Source organism: Dyella flagellata (assembly GCF_030160275.1).
In the GTDB taxonomy this organism is placed as follows: domain Bacteria; phylum Pseudomonadota; class Gammaproteobacteria; order Xanthomonadales; family Rhodanobacteraceae; genus Dyella_B; species Dyella_B flagellata.
In genome coordinates, this window is record NZ_BSOA01000003.1 from 373305 (window position 1) to 400110 (window position 26806).

Here is a 26806-nt window from a genome sequence, read left to right on the forward strand (position 1 = left end):
GACGCCCGCATGGGCGTTTTTTTATGGGTGGCGGAGAGGGTGGCGTTGATGAGGACCCATACGGTTCGACAAATTTGTCTGGAACAAATTTGGACAGCCAAAGGCTGGCCCTGCCGCGTTGACGCGGCAGGGTTCGGCCCACGGATGGGCCGAACAATCCCACCCTCTCCGCCATCATAGAAGGCCTGCAGCGATGCAAGGCTTTTGCACAAAAAAACGCCCCATATGGGCGTTTTTTTTGTGGGGTGTTTATTCAGTGCGGAGAAATTGAGCGGCCGTCCAGGCGAGCCCCCAGCCTCTTCACGCGAGGTAGATAGTAGTGGTTCGGATCCAGTGACAACGCCACATAGCGAGAGCGCCCGACGATTTCGTGCCGCGGGAAGAACCCGAGATAGCGCGAATCCAGGCTGTTGTCGCGGTTGTCGCCCAGCAGCAGGTACTGGCCCGTGGGTATGCTGACCGGGCCGAAATCGCGTGCCGCGTCGGGGCGGTAGAGCGAAAGCCGGATGAGGTGCTGGATCTTGCCCAACTGCTCCACTTCGTAGCGGGCCGGGTCCTGCACGTCGTCATGGATGCCAGAGACAGTGGTCGGCGAATAGTGGGCGGCGACGCCGTTGATGTAGAGCACGTTGTCGCGCATGGCCACTTCGTCGCCTGGAATGCCGATCACGCGTTTCACCAGCTTCTCGTTGGCCGCATGCGAGTCGAGTACGACGATGTCTCCGCGCTGAGGATCGGCCAGGTGGATCAGCGACAAGTGGGTAAACGGCACACGGATGTCATAGGCCGCCTTGTCTACCAGGATGCGGTCACCGATCTGGATGGTGGGCTGCATCGAACCGGTGGGCACCACGTTCCAGTCGGCGAGGGCGCTGCGAAACATCAGCATGCCGAGCATGAAGGCGAAGAAGCCTTTGTTCCGGTGCAGGAAGGACAGTGCTTGGCGCATGGCATACCCCTTGGCTGGCGGGGCTTGAGTGCCCCACGAATGGACATCGGGAATGCGATCGGAGTTTCGGTACTTCCCAAAGCAAACGGGGCGATGTCGCCATCGCCCCGTTGCTTAGGTTCAAGCCGCCGCTTTTTTCTTTGCCAGGCGCAACCAGGTATCGACCACGGTATCGGGATTGAGCGATACCGATTCGATGCCCTGGTCCATCAACCATTCGGCCAGGTCCGGATGATCGGATGGGCCTTGGCCGCAGATGCCGACGTACTTGCCACGCGCGCGGGCGGTCTTGATCGCCATGGCCAGCAGCTTCTTCACTGCCGGATCGCGCTCGTCGAACAAATGCGCGACCACGCTGGAATCGCGATCCAGGCCGAGCGTGAGCTGGGTAAGGTCGTTGGAGCCGATCGAGAAGCCGTCAAAGATATCGAGGAATTCATCCGCGAGCAGGGCATTGGACGGCAGTTCGCACATCATGATGATCTTCAGCTCATGCTCGCCCTGCTTGAGCCCATTGCTGGCGAGTACTTCGACCACTTTGCGGCCTTCGTCGAGCGTGCGCACGAAGGGGATCATCACCCATACGTTGGTCAGGCCCATCACTTCGCGCACGTGCTTGACGGCCTTGCATTCCAGGCCGAACGACTCGGCAAAGTCCGCGTCGACGTAACGGCTGGCACCGCGATAGCCGATCATCGGGTTTTCTTCGTGCGGCTCGTAGCGTTGGCCGCCGAGCAGGTTCGCGTATTCGTTGGACTTGAAATCCGACAAGCGCACGATTACCGGCTTGGGATAGACCGAGGCGGCGATGGTGGCGATGCCTTCGGCCAGGCGGTCGACGTAGAAGCTCACCGGGCCCTTGTAGCCGGCGATGCGTGCATCGATCTTCGCCTGGGTTTGCGCGTCCTGGTGCGAGTATTCGAGCAAGGCCTTCGGATGCACGCCGATGTGGCTGGCGATGATCATCTCCAGGCGTGCCAGGCCGATGCCTGCATTGGGCAGCATGCCGAAGTCGAAGGCGCGCTCCGGGTTGGCGACGTTCATCATGATCTTCAGCGGTGCCTCCGGCATCGCGCCGAGGTCGGCGGTGACGCGGTCGAACTTCAGCTGGCCTTCGTAGATCACGCCGGTGTCGCCTTCGGCGCAGGAGACGGTCACTTCATGGCCGTCGGGGATGGTATCCAGCGCATGGCCGGTGCCGACCACGGCAGGCACGCCCAATTCGCGTGCGATGATCGCGGCGTGGCAGGTGCGCCCACCGCGATTGGTCACGATGGCAGAGGCGCGCTTCATTACCGGCTCCCAGTCGGGATCGGTCATGTCGGCGACCAGTACGTCACCGGGCTGCACTTTGTTCATGTCCGCGAGCGAGCGAATCACGCGTGCCTTGCCGGAGCCGATCTTCTGGCCGATGGCGCGGCCTTCGGCCAGTACCTTGCCTTTTTCGTTGAGATGGAAGCGCTCCAGCTGCGTGGCATGGGCGCGCGACTTCACGGTTTCCGGGCGAGCCTGCACGATGTACAGCTTGCCGGTGTTGCCGTCCTTCGCCCACTCGATGTCCATTGGGCGCTGGTAGTGCTGCTCGATCACCAGTGCTTGCTTGGCCAGTTCCTGCACGTCTTCGTCGGTGATGCAGAAACGGTTGCGATCGGTGGCTGGCGTTTCTTCGATCCGCACGCGCTCGCCGGGCTGGTTCGAATAAACCATGCGCTGCTGCTTGGCGCCGAGGCTGCGCCGCAGCACGGCCGGTTTGCCCGTCTTCAAGGTGGGCTTGAACACATAGAACTCATCCGGGTTCACCGCGCCCTGCACGACCATTTCGCCCAGGCCGTAGCTGCCGGTGACGAACACTACGTCGCGAAAGCCCGATTCGGTGTCGAGCGTGAACAACACGCCCGAGGCACCCACATCCGAGCGCACCATCAGTTGCACGCCGGCGGAAAGAAACACGTCTTCGTGCTTGAAGCCCTGGTGTACGCGGTAGGCGATGGCGCGGTCGTTGTACAGCGAGGCGAACACTTCCTTCACCTTGTGCAGCACGTCATCGATGCCGACCACGTTGAGGAAGGTTTCCTGCTGGCCGGCGAAGGAGGCGTCCGGCAGGTCTTCTGCGGTGGCCGAGGAGCGCACCGCAACGGCGATGTTGTCGGCGCCAGCATCCTTGCACAGTTTGACGTAGGCATCGCGGATCGCTTGTTCCAACTCGGCGGGCAGGGCGGTGTCGACGATCCAGCCGCGGATTTCCTTGCCGCCGGCGACCAGCGCATCCACGTCATCGACGTCCAGCGAGGTCAGTCGCTGGGCGATCCGCTTGGACAGGCCGCTCTTCTCCAGATACTGCTGGAAAGCCTGGGCCGTGGTGGCGAATCCGCCGGGCACGGATACCCCCAGCTGGGCCAGGTTGCCGATCATCTCGCCAAGCGACGCATTCTTGCCGCCGACTTTGCCAAGGTCGGTCATGCGCAGTTGGTCGAGCCAAAGCACCAGATCGTTCAAAGGGGTCTCCTCAAGAGCTCTAATGGAAAAAGCGGGCTGCCATGCCGGACGAAACCGGCCACATAAGACTGGTATTGTCCGATGCAGATGGTGCGCGGCACAAGAAGACCATTGCCGGTTGGCGGCGCGCCACCTGCATACCAGTCAGCTCGAAGTCAAGCAAAGACAAGGATTCGAGCTTGGGTTATGGTGCAAAGCAAGGATCCAAGCCGCCCACGGAAAACGCATGCAACGCTCGGTTTTTTTCATCTCCGATTCCACTGGTATTACGGCCGAGACCATCGGGAACAGCATTCTTGCCCAGTTTGAGGGGGTGCAGTTCGAAAAGCACCGTTTGCCGTTCATCGACAACGCCCAGAAAGCGGAGAATGCCGCGCTGCGCATCAAGACCCGGTATGCACAGAGCGGGCACCGGCCGATCGTCGTCAACACCATGGCCGACCCTGCACTGTGCGAGATCGTGGCCACCAGCGGGGCACTGATGCTGGACGTGTTCGCGCCGTTTATCGGCCCTTTGGAAGACGAACTGGGCACAAGGCATTCGGGCGCGGTGAACCGTTCGCACGGCCTGGTGGATTTTGCCAAGTACGAAGCGCGCATCAACGCCACCAACTATGCCCTGAGCCACGATGACGGCATGGCGGTGGATTATGCCCAGGCCGACCTGATCCTGGTCGGGGTATCGCGCTCGGGCAAAACCCCCACCTGCCTGTACATGGCCTTGCATTATGGGGTCTGCGCCGCCAACTACCCCCTGACCGAGGAAGATCTGGACAAACTCGAACTCCCGTCCCGGTTGCGTACCAACAAGCACCGCCTGTTCGGCCTCACCATCGAAGCGCAGCGTCTGGCGCAGATTCGCGAAGAGCGGCGCCCGGGCAGCCGGTACGCCGAGCTGAAGCAGTGTCGCTGGGAGCTGGAGCAGGCCCAAAGGCTGATGCGCCAGGCCGGTATTCCGTATCTCAACACCACGCACGTTTCTATCGAAGAGATTGCGAGCAAAATTCTCGATCAATTCGGTATTGAAAAAACCATGTATTGAGGGAGATCACCGCAAGCCTATGAGTGCCGTACTCGACCGCCGTGCCGCATTGCTGCCAGGACGCTTCGAGTTCCTGATGGGACTGTATGCCGAAAACTACCATCGGCTGACGCGCCTGTTCGCTCCCGAGCAGCTGGAGCTTGGCGATTACGTGTCGGACGTCGACGACGGCCTTCCTGTGCATCTGGTGCTGCAGGAGCGCCATCCCTATACGTTGGAGCTTGAGCTGACCTACGGATTCGTCGATGCGCAGACCGGTCGGCGCACGCCATCGGCGCAGTTGCGCATGTATAGCGACGCTCATGTCGCCGAGGCTTTGCATTGCCATCCCGGCCGCCACCTGTGGCAGGTGCTGGGGCCGTTTCCGCCCGCGCATTCGGTGTTCCAGCATCGGCTGCAGATGAACAGCTTCCTGACCCGTTGGCTCGAGTACCTGGCGGAGCAGGGGCATTCGGCGGGGACGCTGGAGCGTGTGGCCAAATAGCGGCAGAGCCCCCAAGGGGCTAACGAGATTGTTACACGGCATTACAGCCGGGTTGGTCTGGCCCGTCCACGTGCGTATTCTCCAGCCTCGGAAGCAAAACCAGGTTGTTCAGGACGATGCGAAACGAAAGGACGCGAAGCTGCAAATTCGCAAGCATGATGGTTGCTTTGCTAGGCATGACCTCATCGACCGCTTTTGCGCTTGATCTCTCGGCGGGCGGCGGTGATGGCGCGGCAGGAGGAAGCTTGGGCGGGCGGGTGATCCCAGGGTTGGTGCGCGCCGACCTCGGCTATCTGCACACCGGCCGGGATCGCGGCGACGCTGATCTGTACTCGGGCGATCTTCTGTTCGCGCCCACCTTGCCGATTGTCCATCCCCAGGTGGGCATTCGCTACCAGTACCAGGATGCTCGCTATGGAAGCGGCAGCGGCTTGGGCTTGGGTGGTTCACTTTTCGTGGACGTCTTCCCCAGGTTCCAGGTCGGGGTCTTTGGGTTCTACACCCCGGACAAGACGACCACTGGCGACCTTCGCAGCAGCACCGACTATGGCGCGCAAGCGAAGTTGCACGTTTTGGGGAGTCTGTCCGTCTCTGGTGGCTATCGCATTATGCGTAGCCATTTCGAGCATGGCGGCGACCATGATTTGTATCGTGGACCGATGTTCAGCGTAGATCTTGGGCTGTAGGTCGGGGTGCAAGCCTGCAGTGCCGAGACGGCGCCCCGTCTGTCAGCCGCAGTGAAAGCCGTTTTTCGCAGGCAACAAAAAACCCGCGGGACGCGGGCTTCTTGGAAAGGTGGCGGAGCGGACGGGACTCGAACCCGCGACCTCCGGCGTGACAGGCCAGCATTCTAACCGACTGAACTACCGCTCCACATTTTTGTACGTTTGTACTTACCTTACCTACCAGCGGCCAAATACTAAGTCCTTTTCCATTCCGCCTGCTGATCAGGTGAAATGGCGTCCCCACGGGGATTCGAACCCCGGTCGCCACCGTGAAAGGGTGATGTCCTAGGCCTCTAGACGATGGGGACGTGTATGTTGGTGGAGCCAGCCGGGATCGAACCGGCGACCTCTTGCATGCCATGCAAGCGCTCTCCCAGCTGAGCTATGGCCCCGCCGCTGGAAGCAAAAAAGAATAGGGTGGGTTCTGAATTCCGTCAAGCTTTTTTTAGAAAAAAGTTCATGGCGAGTGAACGTCACGCGCAAGCGTGACGGGATGAACTGTAGGCTGGGATGACAATCCCAGCATTGCCATGCATGCCGTCCAAGCCATGCTGGGATTGTCATCCCAACCTACTGGATCGTTGCATCGGGTTAAGCTGTGCGCCGGGCATCTTCGTGGGTACGGCATGCACGATATCGGCTTCATTCGCGATCTGGCACTGGTGATGCTGGTGGCCGGCGCCACCACCATTCTGTTCCAGCGCTTGCGGCTGCCGGTGCTTCCCGGCTACATCCTTGCCGGCGTGGTGATCGGTCCGCATACGCCCGGAGTGCTGGTCGCCGATCCGCGCGCCATTACCGATATTTCCAATCTGGGCGTCGTGCTGCTGATGTTCACGCTGGGGCTGGAATTCAGCGTACGCAAGCTGCGCCAGGTTGGTGGCATGGTCTTGCTGGTCACCGTGATCGAAGTGGGTTTCATGCTGTGGCTGGGGTATCAGATCGGCTTGCTGTTCGGCTGGGGCGGCCGCAACGCGCTTTTTCTCGGCGCCATCGTGGCCTTGTCTTCCACCATGGTGGCGATGCGCGCGCTGGAAGAAAGCGGTTTTCGCCAATGGCCGTTTGCGCGCCTGGTGATCGGCATGCTGGTGGCCGAGGACATGCTTACCATCGTGCTGCTCACCTTGCTGTCGGCGATCGCCATCAGCGGCACGGTGGAGACGGGAACCGCCTTCGCGCTGGTGGGGCATCTGGGTTTGTTTGTCGTGGCCGGCATGATCGTGGGCTTGTTGCTGTTGCCGCGGCTGGTGGATTACGTAGCGCGTTTCGATCGTGACGAAACCCTGCTGGTCAGTGTGCTGGGCATTTGTTTCGGCACCAGCCTGCTGGCCGCATGGCTGGGTTTCAGCGTGGCGCTCGGCGCTTTCCTGGCCGGTGCGGTGGTGGCTGAAGCGCACAGTGCTTCGCGCATCGTGCATTTGGTCGAGCCGCTGCGTGACATGTTTGCCGCACTGTTTTTCGTGGCGATCGGCTTGAAGATCGATCCGGCCCAGCTCGTGCACTATGCGCTGCCCGCCCTGCTGATCGCCTTGACGGTGATGCTAGGTAAAAGCATGGTTTGCAGCGCGGGCATGTTCTTGATTGGCCATGATCTGCGCACTTCGCTACGCGCAGGCCTTTGCATGGCGCAGATCGGCGAATTCTCGTTCGTGATCGCCACGCTTGGACTCACGCTGCACGCGGTGGACGATTTCATTTATCCGACCGCGGTGGCGACCGCATTGATCTGCATGGTGACTTCGCCATATCTGTTGCGTTGCGCTGATCTGCTGGCCAACGCAGGCAAGCGCGTGCTGCCGCGACCGTTGCAGCTGGTGATCACCAGCTACAGCGGCTGGCTGGAAAATTTGCGTCCTGTCGACGAGAACGCGGTGCTGGCGCACATGTTTCGCCGGCTGCTTTGGCATATCGCGGTAAACATTGCGCTCGTCGTGACGCTGTTCGTGATCGGTGCCTACGTCAACGCGCACAACGCTGCCTGGTTCGAACACTGGGGACTTGATCGCGACACGCGCCACTCGGTGATCTGGGCCTGCGCACTGTTTCTGTCGCTGCCTTTATTGATCGCGGTGTATCGCAAGGCCGAGGCCTTGGGGATGCTGTTGGCGGAACTGGGCATACGAGAGCGGTTCGCCGGCTCGTATACGCAGGCGATCCGGCAGGTTCTTGCGAAGCTGATTCCACTGGCGACGCTGCTGGTCCTGGCCCTGCTGGTTGGCATCTTGGGCTCGACCATTTTGCCACCGCGCGGCGTGGCGCTTTCGCTGGTCGCGGTATGCGTGTTTCTTGCCGTCATTCTTTGGCGAGGTCTGGTGAAGATGCATGCAAGACTGCAGGCGGCGCTACGGGAAACGCTGGAAAAGCCTTCATCTTCTCCTAACGAACCGAGCTGAATGAGGCGCTGCGCACAGGCCGGCCTGAACTTTTCGGGGGGTGGGCGGTCAACTACGAATCGTCGTTGCCAAGACCGGACTGGACACCGCACAATGCGGGGCCAGCCTCCATGTGGGGGGAGGTCCGGCGTGGCACGCCGGCAAATCCAAAGACTTAGGGAGTTCCGAATGAAGCATTTTCTGCGACCCACGCTGACTGCGGCCGCGCTGGCCGTTGCGCTGGGCATCACCGCTGGCGCGCAGGCCCAGACGTCCAGTACCGCAGCCACCGGTACGGTCGACAAGGCCAAGGCCAGCGAGATCATGGGCTATCAGCTGGCCGGCCAGATCCCCGGACCGATGCGCGAGCTGGTGGACCCGGCGACCGTGGGTCGCGCGGTGACCGCCGCACTGAGCGGCCAGAAGCCGAGCATGTCCGAAGCGGAAGCCTCCACGGTGTGGAAGGGCTTCATCGCGCAGGCCGAAGCCAAGGGCAAAGCGGAATTTGACGCCCAGTCGGCCAAGAACAAGGCTGAAGGCGATGCTTTCCTGGCCAAGAACAAGAGCGCCGCGGGTGTGAAGACGACCGCTTCCGGCCTGCAGTACCAGGTGGTCTCCCAGGGCACCGGCGCCCGTCCGGGTCCGAATGACACCGTGAAGGTGAACTACAAGGGCACCCTGGTGAACGGCGAAGTGTTCGACAGCTCCGAGAAGAACAACCCGCCGGGGCCGACCGCGATTCCGCTTGCCCGCGTGATCCCGGGCTTCCGCGAAGGCCTGCAGCTGATGCAAGTGGGCGGCCACTACAAGCTCTTCATCCCGCCGAACCTCGCCTACGGTTCGGAGCCGCGTGGCCCGATGCCGCCGAACGCCACGCTGATCTTCGACGTGACCCTGGTGAGCACCGGCCCGACGCCGGCCAGTGCCAGCGCCCCGCAGGGCGGCGGCGAAGGCGAGGGCAGCGGCAAGTAATTGCCTGGCTGCACGCGTGTGTTGCATGAACGGGGCGCGAACGATCGCGCCCCGTTTGCGTTACAGAGCGACAAGCGCTTGTGTCTTTGACACGGGCGTTTCTTTTGACACTGTTAGAATTCACGCCCCTCAACAAGGCGTTGACCCGATACGATGAAAGTCACCATTTTTGGTACCGGCTATGTGGGCCTGGTTACCGGAGCCTGCCTGGCCGAGATGGGTAACCATGTCGTTTGCGTCGATATCGATGAAGGCAAGGTTGCTCGCCTTGGCCGTGGCGAGATACCGATCTTCGAACCAGGCCTCGAGCCGATCGTGCGACGCAATCACGCCAACGGGCAGCTCGAGTTCACCACCGATGCGGCATCAGCGGTCGCGCATGCGCAAATCATCTTCATCGCCGTGGGTACGCCGCCGGACGAAGACGGCAGCGCGGACCTGCAATATGTGTTGAGCGTGGCCCGTTCCGTCGGGCGGCATCTGGATCGTTATGCGGTGATCGTCAACAAGTCCACGGTTCCCGTAGGCACCGCCGATCGCGTGCGCGACGCGGTGGCCGGGGAACTGGCCGCGCGTGGCTCGTCCGTGGAATTCGACGTGGCGTCCAACCCTGAATTCCTGAAGGAAGGCGACGCGGTGGAAGACTGCCTGCGCCCCGATCGCATCGTGATCGGCAGCTCCAGCGAACGCGCCATCGGCTTGCTGCGCAAGTTGTATGCGCCGTTCAATCGCAGCCACGATCGCACCGTGGTCATGGATGTGCGTTCGGCCGAGCTTACCAAGTACGCGGCCAATGCCATGCTGGCCACCAAGATCAGCTTCATGAACGAGATCGCCAACATCGCCGAGCGCGTTGGCGCCGATGTCGAATGGGTGCGCCAGGGCATCGGCTCGGATCCGCGCATCGGCTATCACTTCATCTATCCGGGCGCCGGCTACGGTGGATCGTGCTTTCCCAAGGACGTCCAGGCGCTGGAGCGCACCGCGCGCGCGGTGGGCTACAACGCGCGCCTGCTTGGGGCAGTCGAGGCAGTCAATGGCGACCAGAAGGTCAAGCTGTTCGATTTCATCCAGCGGCATTTCGACGGCAACGTGCGCGGGCGAACGATCGCCTTGTGGGGACTGGCGTTCAAGCCCAACACGGACGACATGCGCGAGGCTTCCAGCCGGCGCTTGATGGAGACGCTGTGGGAAGCCGGTGCCATGGTGCGTGCGTTCGATCCGGAGGCGCGCGAGGAGACCCGGCGCCTGTACGGTGAACGCGGTGATTTGGTGCTGTGCGACAGTGCGTATCAGACCCTGGACGGCGCCGATGCGCTGGCGATCATCACCGAATGGAAAGCGTTTCGAAGCCCCGATTTCGCGCGCATCCGTAGCATGCTGAAAGAGCCGGTCATTTTCGACGGGCGTAACATGTACGAGCCCGCCGTAGTGGAAGATGCTGGTTTGGCGTACTACGGCATCGGCCGCGGGCGCAGTGTGCTACGCCCGGAAGTGTCATGAGCCATACTGAGCAGCGTCTTACGGAGCTGGAAGTCCGGCTCGCTTTTATCGATGATGCGGTCCAGGCATTGGTGGCTGCCGATGCGGAACAATCGCTGCGCATCGTGACGCTGGAACGCCTGGTACGCGATCTGCGTAGCGAGTTGGAAGCGGTGCGTCTCGGGCAGGCGCCCGATGCGCACAGCGAGCCGCCGCCGCCTCATTATTGATAGAACGCAACACGTAACACTGGATTTTCGATCATGGTCGATTCATTACGAGATCAGCTCCTGAAGAGCGGCATCGTCAAGCAGCTCAAGGACGAAAAACGCCAGCAGCAGCCTGCGCCCAAGCCGAATGCCGCCTTCGCCGGGGGCAAGCCGCCGCATAAACCGCCGCACCAGCCGAAACCTGCCCGCAGCGGCGAGATTGACCTGGCCAAGGCCTATGCCATTCGCGCGCAGACCGAGGCGCAGGAGCGCAAGCGTGCCGAACAGGAAGCGGCCGAGTTGGCGCGCATCAAGCGCGAGCGCAAGGCGAAAGTACAGCAGCTGCTTGAAGGCCAGGCGCTGAACAAAGCCGATGTCGATCAGGTGCGTCACTTCGAATACGGCGGAAAGATCCGCCGGGTACATGTGGACACCCACCAACTTGCCGACCTCAACGCCGGCAAGTTGGGCGTTGTGCAAAACGCAGGGCGTTATGTGCTGGTCACGCAGGCAGTGGCAGAGCAGGTGCGGGAGGTCGATCCGCACCTGGTGGCCTTGCTGGTGAATCCGGCGGCCGTGGGTGTGGACGAGGACGGCATTCCCGACGATTTGATGTGGTGATGCAGGCTGGGATGAGCATCCCAGCTCCCCACGCGGTGTCCCTATGCTGGGATTTCATCCCAGCCTACGCGATCGCGACGTCGAACTCCTCTTGCGGCTTCAACGCCGGGTGGTCCCAACCATGCTTGGGTGTGAAACGCTCGCCATGGCGTTTGGCCAGCGAGTCGAGTTTCTGGCGCACTTTCTCCGCACCCTCGTCGCGCACGAACTGGATGGGGCCGCCACGGAAGGGCGCAAAGCCGGTGCCGAAGATCACGCCGGCATCTAGCAGGTCGGCATCGTCCACCACGTTGTCGCTCAGGCAGGCGACCGCCTCATTGACCATCGCCAGGATCATGCGATCGCGCACGTCCGGCGGTGGCGTGTAGTCCGGGTCCACCTGTGGCTTCTGCGGCTTGCCGTCCTGCCAGGTGTACAGGCCCTGGCCGTCCTTTTTGCCGCGTTTGCCGGCTTCGAGTTTTTCCTCCAGGCCCGGTGGAAGCTCCAGGCCCAGGAACGGCGCCAGCTCCTTGCCGACCGAGGCGCATACGTCCAGGCCCACGGTGTCGGCCAGTTCGATCGGCCCCATCGGCATGCCGAAGGCCTTCGCTTCCCGGTCGAGCACCGGTCCTGGCACGCCTTCCTTGTACAGGCGCAGCGCTTCCAGCAGGTAAGGCATCAGGATGCGGTTGACCAGGAAGCCTGGCGTACCCTTGACCGCCACCGGCAATTTGCCGATCGCTTTGCAGAAGGCCAGCGCCCGTTTTTCGATGGCTGGGTCAAGGCGATCGTGACGCACCACTTCCACCAGCGGCATCTGTGCCACCGGGTTGAAAAAATGCAGACCCAGGAAGCGCTGCGGCGCTTGCAGGGATTTGCGCAGTTCATCCAGTGGCAGGGATGAGGTATTGGTGGCCAGGATGCCATTGCCTTGGCTCAGTTGCGGCTCCATCGTCGCGTAAAGCGCTTCCTTTGCTTCCGGGTTTTCGAAGATCGCTTCGATGGCAAGGTCGGCCTGCGCGACGCCAGCGCCTTCCACGTCAGCGCGTAGGCGCTTGCGCGCTTCGGCCACCTTGTCGGGTGTTTTCAGTTTTTTCTCGTACAGCGCCTGGGCGCGATCCAGTGCGGGCTGGATCCATTTCATCTCGCGATCCTGCAGCGTGACCTCGAACCCTTTGAGCGCCGCCCATGCCGCGATATCGCCACCCATGACGCCGGCGCCCACCACGTGTACGTGATGAATAGCTGCGTCGATGCCGCCGCCCTGACCCTTCAGGCGTTCCTGCAAAAAGAAGATGCGGATCAGGTTGCGTGCGGTGGAGGTTTCCGCCAGCTTGGCGACCGAGCGCGCTTCCAGTTTCAGGCGTTGCTGGATGTTGTTGCCGCCGCGCTTCCACACATCGATCAAGGCGAAGGGGGCGGGGTAGTGTTCCTTGCGTACCTTCGCCGCCGTCTGTTTGATCACCATCGGCGCCAGGATCTGGCGTGCCAGCCAGGTGTTGCTGATCCATGCCGTCGCACGCCGCGCGAACGGTTGGGCATGGGGATGGCGCAGCAGGGCGCGTGCTTCGGCCATCAGCTCATCCGCCCGGGCCAGCCGGTCGACCACGCCCAAACTCTTGGCCTTGCGGGCAGACAAGGCTTTGCCTGTCAGCATCAGGGGCAATGCCTCGGCCGCGCCGATCAGGCGTGGCAGGCGGGCGGAGCCACCCCAGCCGGGATGGATGCCCAGCATCACTTCCGGCAGCCCGATGCGGGTTTTCTCGTCGTCCGTGGCGATGCGCTGGCGGCAGGCCAGGATCAGCTCGGTGCCACCGCCCATGCAGGCGCCATGCACGGCGGCCACGGTAGGGCAGGGCAGGCGCGCCAGCGCTTCAAACACTCGCTGGCCATTCTCGATGTTCTCCAGCACCGTGCCCTGCCTGGCGTATTCGACGAATTCCTTGATATCGGCGCCGACGGCGAACCCGTTCGCCTTGGCCGAATGGATGATGACCCCGGCGGGCTTTTCGATCGCCAGCCGCTCCACGATCTGCCCTAGCTCATCCAGCACTTCGCGCGAGATGGCGTTGACCCCGCTTTGGGCGCGATCCAGGGTGAGGGTAACGATGCCGCTGTCATCCAGGCTCGTTTTCCAGTGATTGAAGCGCAATCCTTCGAACATGGGGGCATAGGGGATGGCCGGGAGACCTGCACCATACCGTTCCGCCGCGATGATTGCGAGACGCACCATTCGGAAGGGTATTGGGAGGGCAGCCTAGGGATGCTCTGATCTATTCCACGTGCCCGGCATGACGTCCAGAAGGCCCGCAGGGCGTGCCGCGCGGCGCGCATACAGTGCGGTGACGGGTACGTGGAATAGATCAGAGCATCCCTAGGGTATGCCGCATGGATCACGCCTCAGTCATCCGGCTATTGCGCTTCGCGTACGACTGCGTAACGTACGAGATGCGACGACTTCCCTTTGGGCGGTATGACTTCCCTGATGGCCCCCGCGCCGCTTGCCGGCAACGATATCTACGAGCGCATCCTGACCGCCCCGGGAGGGCTGGTCGTGCTGGAGCACGTCGAGAGCAAGGCCTTGATTGAGCAATTTCGCGCCCTGGCGCGCCTGAACGGCCAATCGGTGTATCTCTGGCGGCCCGAAACCGGCATGGAAAACCTGCGTGAGGCGCATGCGGTGATTCCCGGTTCGCTACGCCTGGGCAATGCCTTGCGTTACATCCAGCAGGCCATTCATTTTGGCGTGTACCTGCTTTCCCCGTTCCCTTTGCCGCTGGCGCCCGCTGATAGCAGCCTGTTGCGGCAGCTGGCCCGTGCGCCTCAAGGGCATGTGCGTCGGGTGGTATTGCTCGATGCGCCGCAGAGTCTGGTTTCGAGCATCGACGATATTGCCGTGCGCCTGGGCAGCGCGGCGGACGTGGTCCAGCGCCCACGGCTGCGTGACGGACGATGGCTGTTGTGAGTACGGCTGCTTTTCAAACCGGCATCTTGCTGGTGGCCTCGCAGCGCGAGCTTCGTCGCGAGCTGTTCGATGCGCTCGATCGCGAGGGGCATCCGACCATTCACTCCGCGCGCGACATGACGCATGCGGCGATCTTGCTGGAGGGGCGAGAACCGCTGGCGTTGATCGTGGTGGTGTTCGACGGTGACGGACGCGCGGGCACCACGGTCTGCGAACAACTGCGTCTGCTGCCGTCGTGCGTGGATGCGCCGATCATTGCGGTACTGGTCGACGAAGCGACCATCAAACCGGGCCAATTGCCGCCCATGGTTGGCGGCTGGCTGTTCGCGTCGCAAATCGGCAGCGAACTGATTGCGCGCTGGCAGCAATTGCGTGGCGGGGCGCAGTTGCAGGTTGCGGAGCCGGTCGCCAATCCATCTCCAGCGTCTTCCTTGGTATTGCCCGCCACCACCAGCGACTACCGTTTCATCTTCGAAGACGGTGATGGTGACTGGCTGATCGTCGACCCGGCCGCCGAACGCGTGGTGGAGGCCAATCCGGCCTATATCAGGCACAGCGGGCTGGCCAATAGCTTGCTGACCAGCATGCCGCTGACGGAAGTGCTGATCTTCGAAACGGTGGGGCTGGAGAAAGCGCTGTTCGATGCGGACCGGCGCTGGCTCGCGTGCCGGCGCAAATCGGTTCGTGGCCATGACATAGGCGAAGCCAGTGTGCGACGCGTAAGGCATAGCGGACGCGAGATGCTGGCGCTGGTGTTTCGCAGCGCCAGCGCGAGCGTTCGCCCGGCTGTTGCCTTGGGGGTGCTGGCGCGCTTGCTCTCGGGCAATCACGACGATGCAAGTCTGCCGGAAACCGCGCGACTGCTGTTGGACGAGATGGATCTGGATTATCTCGCCGTGTGGTCGGCGCGTCCGGAGGAAAGCAGCGTGCCGGTCCAGATCGTGCAGCGCTGGCGCGGCGAAGAGCAGGTCTGGCCGGGTCCGCAATTACAGAGTTCGCTGCGCCTGGTACTCGGGGGCCGCACGCTGCTGCATCCGCATGATGCAAAGCGATTGGCCGAGGTCGATCCGCTGATCAACTTGCTGGGCTTGCGCGGCTTCGTCGGCTTGCCCTTGCTCGACGAACGGCGCAGCGTGCTGGGCGCCTTGCTGGCGGGCAGCCGCCATCCTTTCAGCGAGCCGGGCATCGTGGAGCCGGTGCTGCATTGTGCGGCGGCGCACTTCGCGCACATGCTCGAATTGCGGCGCACCCGCGAGCAAGGCCGTGCAGAAGGCTTGCTGGATGCGCTCACCGGGCTGCCCAACCGGCTGCTGTTCAACGACCGCCTCGACACCATCATCCGCGAGGCGAATCGCACCGGCGAGACCTTCGCCGTCCTGTTCGTGGACCTTGACCGCTTCAAGTTCATCAACGATACGCTCGGTCATGCGGTAGGCGACCAGGTGCTCGTGGCGGTGACGCAGCGACTACGCAGCAGCGTGCGCGCGTCCGATACCGTGGCGCGTTACGCCGGCGACGAGTTCATCATCGTGCTGCGGCACATCGTCAAGACCGATGACGTGCTGCGCGTAGCGGACAAGATCGTGCAGTTGATGGAGGCGCCGTTGCATCTGGAAGATGGTCCGGAGTTGCAGGTCACGGCATCCATCGGCATCAGCTACTTTCCGGAAGATGCGCTCGATGCCGAGACCTTGCTCAAGCATGCCGACGAGGCGATGTATGCCGCCAAGAGCCTGGGGCGCAACAATTACCGCGTCTACGACGTAAGCCCCGCGCAAGAGCAGCAGAACGCCGCCTTGAAGGCGCGCTTGCGCCATGCCGAAGGCAACGGTGAATTGCGGGTGTTCTATCAGCCGCAGATCAGCGCGGAAACCGAAGACATTGTCGGCATGGAAGCGTTGCTGCGCTGGGAGCACCCGGAACTGGGCCACATCGGCCCCGGCTTCTTCATTCCGTTGGCGGAGGAAACCGGGCTGATCGTATCGATCGGCGAGTGGGTGCTGCGTACCGCTTGCAAACAGGCCAAGGCTTGGGACGAGCGTTTCGGCTTGCGCTTGCGGCTGGGCGTGAACCTTTCCGCTGTGCAGCTGATGCAGCCGGACCTCCCGGACGTGGTGGAGTCCGTGCTGGAGGAGAGCGGTCTGGATCCGGGCTTGCTCGAACTGGAGGTCACCGAGAGCATCAGCATCAAGGCGGCACCCAACCTGATGGACAACATGCAGAAGTTGTACAAGCTCGGCTGCCATATCGCCATCGACGACTTCGGTACCGGCGCCGCTTCACTGGACTATCTGCGCAAACTCCCCGCCGATCGCATCAAGATCGACCAGAGCTTCGTGCGCAACATCGGCGTCGACCCCGATGACGAAGCGATCGTACGGGCCACCATCGAAATGGCTCATCGCCTCAAACGTGGCGTGGTGGCCGAGGGTGTGGAAATCGAGCAGCACCTGCAGTTCCTGCGTGCCAACCATTGCGATGAGCTCCAGGGCTACTTGTTCTGCCGGCCTTTGCCGCACTCCGGCTTTGAGCGCTTGCTGGGCGAGCGCGAGCGCTTGTTGTCCGGCCAGGGTCTTTCTGCGGTCAGCGCCTGAATTGATCCGGGCAGCGCGCGCAACTTCTTGAGTCACAGCGGCATGCCCCTATCTTAGAATGGTGATGGATCGGCTTTTGCACTGAACTTGTCGGGGCGAAACAGGTCAGAACGGCTCACCCATCCAACGGGACATCCCGGCATGGTCCAGTGACGAAGGAGACGGCCCGGATGGGCGACAACGAACTCGACAGTGCGCTGGTAGAGCGTGTTCAAAACGGGGACAGGCGTGCTTTCGACCTGTTGGTGCGTAAATATCAGAACAAGGTCATCGGCCTCATTTCCCGCTACGTACACAACGCCGCCGAATGCGAGGACGTGGCGCAGGAGGCTTTTGTCCGCGCCTGGCGGGCGATCGGCTCGTTCCGCGGCGACAGTGCTTTCTATACTTGGATGTACAAGATTGCCGTCAACACGGCCAAGAACCATCTGGTAGCCATGGGCCGCCGGCCCCCGGCGGACGATATCGCCATCGAGGATGCCGTGTTCGTGCCGGGTGCCGACCGCATGCAGGAGGGGGCCACCCCCGAGCGCGAATTGATGCGCCAGGAAATTGAACAAACGGTGTTTGCCACTGTCCAAGCCTTGCCCGAGGAGCTCAGGACGGCCATCACCCTGCGTGAAGTGGAAGGCCTTAGCTATGAAGAGATTGCCGAAGCCATGGGCTGCCCGATTGGAACGGTGCGTTCGCGCATCTTCCGGGCACGCGAGGCGATCGATGAAAAGTTGCGGCCATTGCTTTCAGACCGCGAGGATCGGATGTCATGACTGAAGCCAACATGGAAAACCTTTCCGCGGCCGTGGACGGTGAGCTGTCCAGGGAAGAGTTGCGCTTTTTGTTGCGCAGACTCGATCACGACGGTTCGCTGGTGCAGACATGGATGCGTTATCACGTTGCAGGCGAAGGACTGCGCCGGCAGTTACCGGCGGTGGCCAGCGAGGGCTTTGCGTCCCGCGTAATGGCGGCCATCGAAGGCGAACACGCGGCCGCCAAGTCGCCCAAGCGTGACTGGCTGCGGCTGTCCATGGGCGGCGCGATCGCGGCGAGTGTCGCGGTGGCGGCGTTGATGGTGTCGCGGCCGACTGCACCTGATTCCGAGCGTCCGGCCCGGCTTGCCGCCAATGGCGGCGCGGCTGCATCCCACGGTGCGCGCGTCGGTGCATCCCTTGCTGCGGCCAATGCCACGGCGGCGCCAAGGCGGACGAGCAACGATATGCTGGCGGCCGTGCCGCCGTCCTTGAGCCCGTATTCGGCCTCGGCGTTGAGCCAGCGCGCTTCGGTGACCCTGGGCGATCCTTCGGAAAATCCGTTGTTCCAGCGCTATCGCGGCCAGAGCTATTCCATGCACGGCTACAAGGCGCTGAACAACCAGGACGGCAGCTACTTGCTGCTGATCGATACCCCGCAGGCGCAGCCTGCCGCGGTGCAAGGCGCCCGTTAAGTAACATCCGGAAGCGGCGGGCATGCGCTCTCCGCTTTTCGGCTGGCCAGCTGCCTGGCTTTGCCTTTCTTCCTTGTCCCCTTGCTCTCGTTCCACCTGGCCAGCCCTGGAGCGTGAAGAGGGGTGTCTGAAACCCGTGGAGGAGTCATGAATCAACCCCGTCTCGTCAATAGCCGTCTTCTTTGTGGCCTGCTGGGCTGTGCCCTGGGTTTGGGCATGGCCACGGCGAGTCCCGCGACTTGGGCGCAGGCTGCCCCGGCTGTTGCCGGCTTGCCCGATTTCACCGGGATCGTGCAGAAAAATGCTCCCGCGGTGGTGCATGTGGAGGCCAAGTATTCCGGGCATCGTCCCAAGAATTCCGGCGGTATGCCGATGCAGGGCATGGACCCGGGCCAGGCCGAAATCTTCCGCCGCTTCTTCGGCATGCCGATGCTGCCCTCGCCGGACGAGCAGGCCCACACCTCGCTAGGCTCGGGCTTTATTCTTTCCAGCGACGGCTACATCCTCACCAATAATCATGTGGTCGATCACGCCGACAGCGTGACCGTCCGCCTGCAGGATCGGCGCACCCTGACAGCTAAGGTGGTGGGTACCGATCCCACCTATGACATAGCCTTGCTGAAGGTGGATGCGGGCGGCAGCCTGCCGGCCGTAAGCATTGGCGATTCGAGCCTGCTCAAGCCCGGCCAGTGGGTGCTCGCGATCGGCTCACCGTTCGGCTTCGACTACACCGTGACACAAGGCATCGTGAGTGCGGTGGGGCGTAGCCTCGGCAACCGGGATCAGCCCAGCACCTCCTTCATCCAGACCGATGTGCCGATCAATCGCGGCAATTCCGGTGGGCCGTTGTTCAACCTGCAGGGCCAGGTGGTGGGCATCAACTCACAGATTTTTTCAGATACCGGCGGCTACCAGGGCATTGCTTTCTCGATCCCGATCGACCTGGCCATGAACGCGGTTGAGCAGCTGAAGAGCAAGGGTTACGTCACGCGCGGCATGCTGGGCGTCCAGATCAAGCCGGTCGATGACGATGTCGTGAAGGCGTTGAAGCTGGATAGCGACAAGGGGGCGATCGTGGTCAGCGTGTCGCCCGATAGCGCCGCACAGAAGGCTGGCCTGCAATCGGGTGACATCATTCTTGCCTTCGACGGCCACGAGGTTGTCCAGGGGCAGGACCTGCCGCCGATGGTTGCGATGACCAAGCCGGGCGCCACGGTACCGATCAAGGTCTTGCGCGATGGCAAGGAAAAGACCGTCAACGCCACCATCAGCACCATGCCTCGTGATCAGAATGCCGCCTCCGCGCTGAGCAAGGCCGCCCCGAGCAGTGGCGCGGACGCGTTGGGCCTCAGCGTCGAGAACATGGATGCCTCCGCGCGCAGCCAGCTCGGCCTGAAGCCGGGCGAGGGCGTGGCCATCGCCAACGTGACCGGCCCCGCGGCGGCACAGGCCGGCCTGCAGCAGGGCGACGTCGTTCTGATGGTGAACCAGAAGAAAGTGGGCAGCGTGGAGGCCTTCCGCGCCGCCACCGCGGGCGTGAAGCCGGGCGATACCGTGCTGCTGCTGGTGCGGCGCGGCGATTCGAACAACTTCATCGCACTGACCATTCCCAGCGACAAAGCCGATTGAGTCCCCGTACGAAGGCCCGCCGCAAGGCGGGCCTTTCCCAAGCAGAGCCCGCAGGGCAGCCGCCCGATGGTGGCGTGGGCCGATGTTCTCAATCCATGCGATAATGAGCGGCTAATATCGCCATTCCGGTGATAGCTGGCCTTGCATTGCGCGAGGCGGTGAAGCTGACAGCGTGCCCATGGAACTGATCCGCAATTTCTCCATCATCGCCCATATCGATCACGGCAAATCGACGCTTGCCGACCGCATCATTCAGATTTGCGGCGGACTGGCCGAGCGCGAGATGGAAGCCCAGGTGCTGGACAGCAACCCGATCGAACGCGAGCGTGGCATCACCATCAAGGCCCAGTCCGTGTCGCTGCCGTACAAGGCGCGGGACGGCAAGACCTATCAGCTCAATTTCATCGATACGCCGGGCCACGTCGATTTTTCCTACGAAGTGAGCCGCTCGCTCGCCGCCTGCGAAGGGGCGCTGCTGGTGGTTGATGCGGCGCAGGGCGTGGAGGCGCAATCGGTCGCCAACTGCTACACCGCCGTGGAGCAGGGCTTGGAAGTGGTGCCGGTGCTCAACAAGATCGACCTGCCCACCGCCGATCCGGACAAGGTGAAGGGTGAAATCGAAGCCGTGATCGGCATTGACGCCACCGAGGCCGTGGCGGTCAGCGCCAAGACCGGCCAGAACGTAGTGGAAGTGCTCGAAGCCATCGTGGCGCGCATTCCGCCGCCCAAGCCGCGCGATACCGACCGCCTGCAGGCGCTGATCATCGATTCCTGGTTCGACAACTACCTGGGTGTGGTGTCGCTGGTGCGCATCATGCAGGGTGAAATCAAGCCCGGGGACAAGCTGCAGGTGATGTCCACCGGTCGCGCGCACGAAGTCAGCGAAGTGGGTGTGTTCACGCCCAAGCGCAAGAAACTGGAGCGGCTCAGCGCCGGCGAAGTGGGCTGGATCACCGCCTCCATCAAGGACGTCCATGGCGCACCGGTGGGCGACACCCTGACCTTGGCCGCCAAGCCCGCTTCGCATCCGCTGCCCGGTTTCCAGACCATGCAGCCGCGCGTGTTCGCCGGCCTGTTCCCGGTTTCGGCCGATGATTTCCCCGCGCTGCGCGAGGCGCTGGACAAACTTCGCCTCAACGACGCTGCGTTGTTCTTCGAACCGGAAAGCTCCGAAGCAATGGGCTTCGGCTTCCGTTGCGGCTTCCTCGGCATGCTGCACATGGAAATCGTGCAGGAGCGCCTGGAGCGCGAATACGACCTGGACCTCATCACGACTGCGCCGACCGTGGTGTATGAAATCCTCAAGAGCGACGGCTCGGTGATGCAGCTGGACAACCCCGCGCGCCTGCCGCCGGTCACCCAGATCGAGGAAATCCGTGAACCGATCATCGTGGCGAACATCCTTACGCCGCCCGATTACATCGGCAACATCATCACGCTGTGCGAAGAGAAGCGCGGCGTGCAGCGTTCCATCCAGTACCTGGCCACGCAGGTGCAGATCAATTACGAGCTGCCGCTGGCCGAAGTGGTGCTGGATTTCTTTGACAAGCTCAAATCGGTGTCGCGCGGCTATGCGTCCATGGATTACCACATGGAGCGCTTCGACGCTGGCCCGTTCGTGCGCGTAGACGTCCTCATCAACGGCGACCGCGTCGATGCGCTCAGCCTGATCGTGCATCGCAGCCATGCTGATCGGCGCGGCCGCGACCTGGTCGAGCGCATGAAGGACCTGATTCCACGCCAGCAGTTCGACGTGGCGATCCAGGCCGCCATCGGCGCGCAGGTCATCGCGCGTTCGACGGTGAAGGCGCTGCGCAAGAATGTGCTCGCCAAGTGCTACGGTGGCGACGTCAGCCGCAAGAAGAAGCTGCTGGAAAAGCAGAAAGAAGGCAAGAAGCGCATGAAGCAGGTCGGTCGGGTAGAGATTCCGCAGGAAGCCTTCCTTGCCGTGCTCAAAGTGGACAAATAGCGGAGCCAACGCATGGATTTTGACTTTTCGGCCATTCTGCTCGCCCTCACCGTCCTGTTCGGTGTGGTGTGGGGCCTAGACCGATTGCTGCTGTATCGCAAGCGCAAAGCGCGCTTCGCGGCGGCTGGCGAGGAATACCGCGATCCGGCGCCGGTGGATTGGGCTCGCTCGCTGTTCCCGGTGATTTTCGTGGTGCTGGTGCTGCGCTCCTTCGTGGCCGAACCGTTCCGGATTCCGTCCGGTTCGATGATGCCCACGCTCGACGTGGGTGATTTCATCCTGGTCAACAAATTTGCCTACGGACTGCGCCTGCCCGCCTTCAACAACAAGATGGTCGGCATCGGCGAGCCCAAGCGCGGCGACGTGGTGGTATTCCGCTTTCCCGGCTACATCTGCCAGGACGACAATGGCAAGACCGTGCGCAGCGGCGACATGACTTGCGCCGATCCGCATGCGCCGGTGGCCAGCCAGAACTGGATCAAGCGCGTGATCGGCCTGCCGGGCGACACCCTCGAAGTGCACGACAGCCAGATCGTGATCAACGGCAAGCCGGTGGCCGATACCCAGATCGGCTCGTTCAAGGGCAATCCGGCCCGTCCCGAAGACAACGAGCTGCTGTATTACAACGCCAGCGTATGGAGCGAGCAGCTCGGCCCGGTCAATCACCTGATCGCACGCATGCCCGCGCGCGGTCCGACGCCACCGATCCCCAATGCGAAAGTGCCGGCGGTGGTGCCGCCGAACTGCTACATCGTGATGGGTGACGACCGCGAGAACAGCGAGGACAGCCGCTGGTGGGGCTGCATGCCGGAACAAAACCTGGTCGGCAAGGCTTTCATGATCTGGTTAAGCTGGAAGGGTTGGGGTACCGGCTACGTGGATTTCCACCGTATTGGCACGGTCATTCATTGAAGAAGCCATTGATCTATGCCTACGCGTGCGACATGGCGTCAACCAGCTTCCCTGGCAGAATCGTGAACATGTCGCTGGCGATGCTTGCGCGGACCGGGCAAAGTAGCGCTATTGGGGTTTTGATTCGGAACAGGGGCCGCGTCGGCGGCACAGCGAGGGGACCATGAAATCCAAACAATCAGGCATCACGCTGCTCGGCTTCATCGTGGTGCTGATCGTGGCGGGCTTTTTCGCCTACATGGCAATGAAACTGATGCCGGCCTACACCGAGTACGCAGGTGTGGTGAAGGCCATGAACCAGATAGCCACCGAAGGCGTGGAAGGCAAGACGCTGGACCAGGTTCGGCGTGACCTGCTGTTCAAGCTGGGGTTCCAGTACGTGGATGATTCCACCATTCATCCCAGCGACATCACCTTCGGCCAGGGCGCCAGCGGCAATGAGCTGCGCGTCACCTACGACAAGCAGATACCTTTCTTGTACAACATCGATTTCCTGATTCATTTCAACAAGAGTGTGCCCGTGCCGGGCAATGTCGCTCCCCCGCAATAACAGTGGATTTGCCTTATCACTTTCGCGATCCTTCGCTGGCCACGCTCGCCCTGACGCATCGCAGCGCCGGTAGACCCAACAACGAGCGCATGGAGTTTCTCGGCGATGCCCTGCTCGGGGCGATCATCGCCGAGATGCTTTACGAAACGCATCCCAAGGCGGCCGAAGGCGACATGTCGCGCCTGCGCGCGCAACTGGTGAATGGCCAGGCGCTGGCAGTCGTGGCCCGTGAACTGGAACTGGGCGACCGACTGAAGCTGGGCTCGGGTGAACTCAAGAGCGGGGGCTACCGGCGCGACTCCATACTGGCCGACGCCTTCGAGGCGCTGGTTGCCGCCATCTACCTGGATGGCGGCTTCGAAGCTTGCAGAGCGGCGGTACGAACGCTGTTCGCAGACCGCATCGCCGCTTTGCCGCATGCCTCCAAGGACGCCAAGACCCGGTTGCAGGAATGGTTGCAGGCGCAAGGTTTGCCGCTGCCGCAGTACGAACTGGTGGCGACCGAAGGCGAAGAGCATGCGCGTATCTTCGAAGTGCAATGCCTGGTCAGCCAGCCCACGGCGGTGACGGCAGCAGGGCGCGGCAGCAGCCGCCGGCTCGCCGAGCAGGATGCCGCCGAAACGGTGCTGACCCGGCTGGCTGGCGAGCAGGAAGGACAGTAATTCCCTGGCCGGACCCGGCCACCCGGTCGAAATCCAGGTTTTTCGCATGGCAATGACGCCATGCCGGTGGCGTTCGCAAGCGTGCGGAGCCATGCTTATAACCGTCTACCAGAGTACCCCCGCACCATGAACGACGAACGCGACGACGCCACCGAAAACGAGCTGCCGCACCCCGACTTTCGCTGCGGCTTCGTGGCGTTGGCCGGCCGGCCCAATGTCGGCAAGTCGACCTTGCTCAACGCGCTGATCGGCTTCCGCCTGTCGATTGTCAGCCCGCGTCCGCAGACGACCCGCCATCGCATCCTCGGCATCGCCAGCAGCGACGCCGGGCAGATTCTCTACGTCGATACCCCGGGCCTGCATCGCGGCGCCAAGCGGGCGATGAACCGCAGCCTCAACCGGGCCGTGCACTCCGCGCTCAGTGAAGTGGAACTGGCCGTGCAGGTGATCGAGGCCGGGCGCTGGACCGATGAGGACGAAGCGCTTTACGAGGTACTGCGCGAACAGAGCACGCCGCGCCTGCTAGCGATCAACAAGGTCGATCTGAGCAAGGACAAGGCGGCGCTGCTGCCGTTCGTGGCCGAGCTCACCGAAAAGCACAGCTACGATGCGGTGCACTACGTGAGTGCCCTGAAGAGCAAGGGGCTGGAGGTGCTCACGCAGGACATCCTCGCCCGCCTGCCGGTGCGCGCGCCGGTGTTCGGCCAAGACGAAATAACCGATCGCAGCGAGCGTTTCCTGGCGGCGGAAATGGTGCGCGAGCAGCTGATGCTGCGCCTCAACCAGGAATTGCCCTACGCCACCACGGTCGAGATCGAGCAATTCAAGGACCGCGAAGACGGGGTGGCGGAAGTTCATGCGGTGATCTGGGTGGAGCGTGATGGCCAGAAGGCCATCGTCATCGGGCAGGGCGGCGAACAGCTCAAGGCCATCGGCACCGCGGCACGCCGGCATATGGAGCGCATGTTCGATCGCAAGGTATTCCTGCGACTGTGGGTGAAGGTGCGGGAAGGCTGGGCGGACGACGAATCGATGCTCAAGCAGTTCGGCTATACCGACTAGCCGGGCCGGCGATGCTCATCGAGCAGCAGCCCGCTTTTGTGTTGCACTCGCGCCCTTATCGCGAAACCTCCTTGCTGCTCGAATGTTTGACTCGCGATCACGGGCGCCTCGGCGTGGTCGCGCGCGGCGTGCGCAGCCAGCGTGGGCGCCTGCAACGCTCGCAGCTCGAACCTTTTCAGCCGCTCGTCATGAATTTGCACCTGCGCGGCGAACTTGCCAGCCTGCGTGGCGCCGAACCCACCACGGCGCCGTTTCGCCTCTTGGGCGATGCAGGCCTTTCAGGCCTGTATGCCAACGAATTGCTGGTACGGCTGACCGAGCGGCAGGACCCGCACCCAGCCCTCTTTGAGGCCTACGCACAGACGCTCGCGCGTCTCGCCGAGGGCAGCTCCCTGGCATGGCATCTACGACGCTTCGAACGCGACCTGCTTGCCGCCTTGGGCTATGCCCTGCAATTGGATTGCGAAGCCGATACCGGAGCGCCTTTGCAGCACGATGTGCTGTATGCGTACCGTTCGGAGTACGGCGCGGTTCGTTGCGGTCCTAACGAACCTCATGCGGTGCGCGGGGGAGATCTGCTGGCATTGCACGACGATCGCATGCCGGAAGCCCAAGGCTTGTATGCGCTACGCGGAATGATGCGCGAGTTGATCCGCTTTCATCTGGGGGGCGTTGAGCTGCGCGCGTGGCGGGTGCTGCGTGGTGCGCTTACTCGGCGATAGAGGAGATTGGGGCAAACCCCCAATGTCTCCCTTGCTTACGCACGGTTGCTGCATTTCGTATGTCGAACCATTGCGTGCGGCGCGTAGGCTGGGATGCTAATCCCAGCTTTCTACACGCCATCCCGATGCTGGGATTGTCATCCCAGCCTACGCGCTTACACGACGCTAGAGGTAGAGGAGGTTGGGGGCTTGCCCCCAACCTACGCCCCCGGCAGGGCCTCGATCGTCTCCCGTACCGACCGCCGAAAATCCAGCAACGGCAGCATCGCCCCCCGATGGTCCAGCTTCAGATGCTGCTGCAACGACACGATATGCTCGGACAGCGACGCTGCGCCGCAAAACCCGCAGGATGAGCGCAGTTTGTGCAGGCGCGCTTCCAGCGCCTTCGGGTCCACGGCCAGCTCATCCAGCTCCTGGTTGATCGCCACCAGTTCCTGCCGTAGCAGTCCACGCAGCGCCTGGACTACCGCAGGCGTGCCGCTGGTGTGGAGGGCTTGGCCATCGTCCAGTACCGGTACGCTGCGCCGCCCCACGGCGGCCAGTGTCAGGATGCCGCGCAGATCCGCCAGGGTACACGGCTTGAGCAGCACGGCATGGAAGCCCGTTGCTAGTAACGCCTGTTGTGCCTGGGCATCCAGTTCCGCGCTGCTCGCGACGGCGGGGCGGGAGCCCGAGCTGGCCTCCGGATCGTTGCGCAGCTGGGTCAGGATTTCGACCGCGCCGGCCCCCGGCATCCGGCAATCCAGCACCAGCAGGTCGAAAGTCTCGTTGCGTGCCAGGGCCAGCGCTTCGTTGCCGTTGGCGGCGAAGACGACGCGGGCGCCGAACTGGCGAAAGGCGTCGCCGAGGAAATAGCGAGTGGGCGCATCGTCGTCGGCCACTAGCAGATATGGTTCGACGGCAGTAGCCGTCATGGCGTCGTCTGGCGGGTACGGCATCGGTCCTGTGTCCGTATCGTTCAGCTTAGTT

Annotated in this window: 23 protein-coding genes and 3 tRNA genes; 19 read left to right on the forward strand and 7 right to left on the reverse strand. The window is 62.7% G+C overall.

The genetic code is table 11. From position 1 onward, the window contains the following. Positions 1–253: 253 nt before the first annotated feature. Both lepB (QQJ96_RS03310) and ppsA read right to left on the reverse strand, forming a co-directional pair. Positions 254–949, reverse strand: coding sequence for a signal peptidase I (gene lepB / locus QQJ96_RS03310; RefSeq protein ID WP_284330510.1), 696 nt, complete (start codon positions 947–949; stop codon positions 254–256). 120 nt (positions 950–1069) lie between these two features. Beyond that, positions 1070–3445 carry a phosphoenolpyruvate synthase gene (gene ppsA / locus QQJ96_RS03315; protein ID WP_284330512.1) on the reverse strand — a complete coding sequence of 792 codons (2376 nt, stop codon included), beginning with the start codon at positions 3443–3445 and terminating at the stop codon, positions 1070–1072. Positions 3446–3671: 226 nt separating this feature from the next. On the opposite strand from ppsA, the gene ppsR reads away from it, so the two are divergent. The 3 genes from ppsR to QQJ96_RS03330 all read left to right on the forward strand — a co-directional run bounded on the left by ppsR (position 3672) and on the right by QQJ96_RS03330 (position 5657). Beyond that, positions 3672–4487, forward strand: a complete 816-nt coding sequence (gene ppsR, locus QQJ96_RS03320; RefSeq protein WP_284330762.1) for a posphoenolpyruvate synthetase regulatory kinase/phosphorylase PpsR — start codon at positions 3672–3674, stop codon at positions 4485–4487. A gap of 19 nt (positions 4488–4506) precedes the next feature. Beyond that, complete coding sequence (locus QQJ96_RS03325) at positions 4507–4971, forward strand: DUF1249 domain-containing protein (protein WP_284330513.1); 465 nt, start codon at positions 4507–4509, stop codon at positions 4969–4971. Between the two features lie 176 nt (positions 4972–5147). After that, positions 5148–5657 (forward strand): YfaZ family outer membrane protein, encoded by a 510-nt coding sequence (locus tag QQJ96_RS03330; RefSeq protein WP_284330515.1) that lies wholly within the window; start codon positions 5148–5150, stop codon positions 5655–5657. A 110-nt stretch (positions 5658–5767) separates the two neighbouring features. Here the strand turns inward: QQJ96_RS03330 and QQJ96_RS03335 are convergent. The 3 genes from QQJ96_RS03335 to QQJ96_RS03345 all read right to left on the reverse strand — a co-directional run bounded on the left by QQJ96_RS03335 (position 5768) and on the right by QQJ96_RS03345 (position 6088). After that, positions 5768–5844: transfer RNA gene (locus QQJ96_RS03335), tRNA-Asp, on the reverse strand. Between the two features lie 84 nt (positions 5845–5928). Further along, positions 5929–6004, reverse strand: a tRNA-Glu gene (locus QQJ96_RS03340). Between the two features lie 8 nt (positions 6005–6012). Further along, positions 6013–6088 (reverse strand) — tRNA-Ala (locus tag QQJ96_RS03345). 234 nt (positions 6089–6322) lie between these two features. On the opposite strand from QQJ96_RS03345, the gene QQJ96_RS03350 reads away from it, so the two are divergent. The 5 genes from QQJ96_RS03350 to QQJ96_RS03370 all read left to right on the forward strand — a co-directional run bounded on the left by QQJ96_RS03350 (position 6323) and on the right by QQJ96_RS03370 (position 11352). Next, positions 6323–8089 carry a cation:proton antiporter gene (locus QQJ96_RS03350; protein WP_284330516.1) on the forward strand — a complete coding sequence of 589 codons (1767 nt, stop codon included), beginning with the start codon at positions 6323–6325 and terminating at the stop codon, positions 8087–8089. 168 nt (positions 8090–8257) lie between these two features. Further along, positions 8258–9040, forward strand: coding sequence for an FKBP-type peptidyl-prolyl cis-trans isomerase (locus QQJ96_RS03355; protein WP_284330517.1), 783 nt, complete (start codon positions 8258–8260; stop codon positions 9038–9040). Positions 9041–9193: 153 nt separating this feature from the next. Continuing rightward, positions 9194–10543, forward strand: coding sequence for a UDP-glucose dehydrogenase family protein (locus tag QQJ96_RS03360; protein ID WP_284330518.1), 1350 nt, complete (start codon positions 9194–9196; stop codon positions 10541–10543). Next, positions 10540–10752, forward strand: a complete 213-nt coding sequence (locus tag QQJ96_RS03365; RefSeq protein WP_284330519.1) for a SlyX family protein — start codon at positions 10540–10542, stop codon at positions 10750–10752. Before QQJ96_RS03360 ends, QQJ96_RS03365 begins: the two co-directional genes overlap by 4 nt. A 33-nt stretch (positions 10753–10785) precedes the next feature. Then, complete coding sequence (locus QQJ96_RS03370) at positions 10786–11352, forward strand: DUF2058 domain-containing protein (protein WP_284330520.1); 567 nt, start codon at positions 10786–10788, stop codon at positions 11350–11352. 64 nt (positions 11353–11416) lie between these two features. Here the strand turns inward: QQJ96_RS03370 and QQJ96_RS03375 are convergent, their stop codons facing one another. Next, entirely contained in the window at positions 11417–13495 is a 2079-nt protein-coding gene (locus tag QQJ96_RS03375; protein ID WP_284330521.1) for a 3-hydroxyacyl-CoA dehydrogenase NAD-binding domain-containing protein, read from the reverse strand. A 321-nt stretch (positions 13496–13816) separates the two neighbouring features. Between QQJ96_RS03375 and QQJ96_RS03380 the strand changes: the two genes are divergently transcribed. The 11 genes from QQJ96_RS03380 to recO all read left to right on the forward strand — a co-directional run bounded on the left by QQJ96_RS03380 (position 13817) and on the right by recO (position 25837). Further along, a complete protein-coding gene (locus tag QQJ96_RS03380) occupies positions 13817–14296 on the forward strand; it encodes a hypothetical protein (RefSeq protein WP_284330522.1) in 480 nt (159 codons plus the stop codon). After that, positions 14293–16890, forward strand: a complete 2598-nt coding sequence (locus QQJ96_RS03385) for a putative bifunctional diguanylate cyclase/phosphodiesterase (RefSeq protein ID WP_284330524.1) — start codon at positions 14293–14295, stop codon at positions 16888–16890. Before QQJ96_RS03380 ends, QQJ96_RS03385 begins: the two co-directional genes overlap by 4 nt. Before the next feature lie 170 nt (positions 16891–17060). Beyond that, on the forward strand, positions 17061–17657 hold the full coding sequence (rpoE, locus tag QQJ96_RS03390; RefSeq protein WP_284330525.1) for an RNA polymerase sigma factor RpoE: 597 nt from the start codon (positions 17061–17063) through the stop codon (positions 17655–17657). Then, positions 17654–18331, forward strand: a complete 678-nt coding sequence (locus tag QQJ96_RS03395; protein ID WP_284330527.1) for a sigma-E factor negative regulatory protein — start codon at positions 17654–17656, stop codon at positions 18329–18331. Before rpoE ends, QQJ96_RS03395 begins: the two co-directional genes overlap by 4 nt. 147 nt (positions 18332–18478) lie before the next feature. Further along, on the forward strand, positions 18479–19960 hold the full coding sequence (locus QQJ96_RS03400) for a DegQ family serine endoprotease (protein WP_284330528.1): 1482 nt from the start codon (positions 18479–18481) through the stop codon (positions 19958–19960). 178 nt (positions 19961–20138) lie between these two features. Next, on the forward strand, positions 20139–21929 hold the full coding sequence (lepA, locus tag QQJ96_RS03405) for a translation elongation factor 4 (RefSeq protein ID WP_284330530.1): 1791 nt from the start codon (positions 20139–20141) through the stop codon (positions 21927–21929). Between the two features lie 12 nt (positions 21930–21941). Then, positions 21942–22841, forward strand: a complete 900-nt coding sequence (lepB, locus tag QQJ96_RS03410; protein WP_284330531.1) for a signal peptidase I — start codon at positions 21942–21944, stop codon at positions 22839–22841. A gap of 163 nt (positions 22842–23004) precedes the next feature. Beyond that, positions 23005–23391, forward strand: coding sequence for a DUF4845 domain-containing protein (locus QQJ96_RS03415; protein ID WP_284330533.1), 387 nt, complete (start codon positions 23005–23007; stop codon positions 23389–23391). Positions 23392–23393: 2 nt separating this feature from the next. After that, positions 23394–24053, forward strand: a complete 660-nt coding sequence (gene rnc / locus QQJ96_RS03420) for a ribonuclease III (RefSeq protein WP_284330535.1) — start codon at positions 23394–23396, stop codon at positions 24051–24053. Between the two features lie 126 nt (positions 24054–24179). Continuing rightward, entirely contained in the window at positions 24180–25115 is a 936-nt protein-coding gene (gene era / locus QQJ96_RS03425; RefSeq protein WP_284330537.1) for a GTPase Era, read from the forward strand. Between the two features lie 11 nt (positions 25116–25126). Continuing rightward, on the forward strand, positions 25127–25837 hold the full coding sequence (gene recO, locus QQJ96_RS03430) for a DNA repair protein RecO (RefSeq protein WP_284330538.1): 711 nt from the start codon (positions 25127–25129) through the stop codon (positions 25835–25837). 200 nt (positions 25838–26037) lie between these two features. Here the strand turns inward: recO and QQJ96_RS03435 are convergent, their stop codons facing one another. Next, complete coding sequence (locus QQJ96_RS03435; protein WP_284330539.1) at positions 26038–26751, reverse strand: response regulator; 714 nt, start codon at positions 26749–26751, stop codon at positions 26038–26040. Positions 26752–26806: the final 55 nt, after the last annotated feature.

Excerpts from the sequence above, each read along its gene's own strand:
- lepB (WP_284330510.1), bottom strand. The coding sequence starts at position 949 with ATGCGCCAAGCACTGTCCTTCCTGCACCGGAACAAAGGCTTCTTCGCC.
- ppsR (WP_284330762.1), top strand. The coding sequence starts at position 3,672 with ATGCAACGCTCGGTTTTTTTCATCTCCGATTCCACTGGTATTACGGCC.
- QQJ96_RS03325 (WP_284330513.1), top strand. The coding sequence starts at position 4,507 with ATGAGTGCCGTACTCGACCGCCGTGCCGCATTGCTGCCAGGACGCTTC.
- QQJ96_RS03330 (WP_284330515.1), top strand. The coding sequence starts at position 5,148 with ATGACCTCATCGACCGCTTTTGCGCTTGATCTCTCGGCGGGCGGCGGT.
- QQJ96_RS03350 (WP_284330516.1), top strand. The coding sequence starts at position 6,323 with ATGCACGATATCGGCTTCATTCGCGATCTGGCACTGGTGATGCTGGTG.
- QQJ96_RS03355 (WP_284330517.1), top strand. The coding sequence starts at position 8,258 with ATGAAGCATTTTCTGCGACCCACGCTGACTGCGGCCGCGCTGGCCGTT.
- QQJ96_RS03360 (WP_284330518.1), top strand. The coding sequence starts at position 9,194 with ATGAAAGTCACCATTTTTGGTACCGGCTATGTGGGCCTGGTTACCGGA.
- QQJ96_RS03365 (WP_284330519.1), top strand. The coding sequence starts at position 10,540 with ATGAGCCATACTGAGCAGCGTCTTACGGAGCTGGAAGTCCGGCTCGCT.
- QQJ96_RS03370 (WP_284330520.1), top strand. The coding sequence starts at position 10,786 with ATGGTCGATTCATTACGAGATCAGCTCCTGAAGAGCGGCATCGTCAAG.
- QQJ96_RS03375 (WP_284330521.1), bottom strand. The coding sequence starts at position 13,495 with ATGTTCGAAGGATTGCGCTTCAATCACTGGAAAACGAGCCTGGATGAC.
- QQJ96_RS03380 (WP_284330522.1), top strand. The coding sequence starts at position 13,817 with ATGGCCCCCGCGCCGCTTGCCGGCAACGATATCTACGAGCGCATCCTG.
- rpoE (WP_284330525.1), top strand. The coding sequence starts at position 17,061 with ATGGGCGACAACGAACTCGACAGTGCGCTGGTAGAGCGTGTTCAAAAC.
- QQJ96_RS03395 (WP_284330527.1), top strand. The coding sequence starts at position 17,654 with ATGACTGAAGCCAACATGGAAAACCTTTCCGCGGCCGTGGACGGTGAG.
- QQJ96_RS03400 (WP_284330528.1), top strand. The coding sequence starts at position 18,479 with ATGAATCAACCCCGTCTCGTCAATAGCCGTCTTCTTTGTGGCCTGCTG.
- lepA (WP_284330530.1), top strand. The coding sequence starts at position 20,139 with ATGGAACTGATCCGCAATTTCTCCATCATCGCCCATATCGATCACGGC.
- lepB (WP_284330531.1), top strand. The coding sequence starts at position 21,942 with ATGGATTTTGACTTTTCGGCCATTCTGCTCGCCCTCACCGTCCTGTTC.
- QQJ96_RS03415 (WP_284330533.1), top strand. The coding sequence starts at position 23,005 with ATGAAATCCAAACAATCAGGCATCACGCTGCTCGGCTTCATCGTGGTG.
- era (WP_284330537.1), top strand. The coding sequence starts at position 24,180 with ATGAACGACGAACGCGACGACGCCACCGAAAACGAGCTGCCGCACCCC.
- recO (WP_284330538.1), top strand. The coding sequence starts at position 25,127 with ATGCTCATCGAGCAGCAGCCCGCTTTTGTGTTGCACTCGCGCCCTTAT.
- QQJ96_RS03435 (WP_284330539.1), bottom strand. The coding sequence starts at position 26,751 with ATGACGGCTACTGCCGTCGAACCATATCTGCTAGTGGCCGACGACGAT.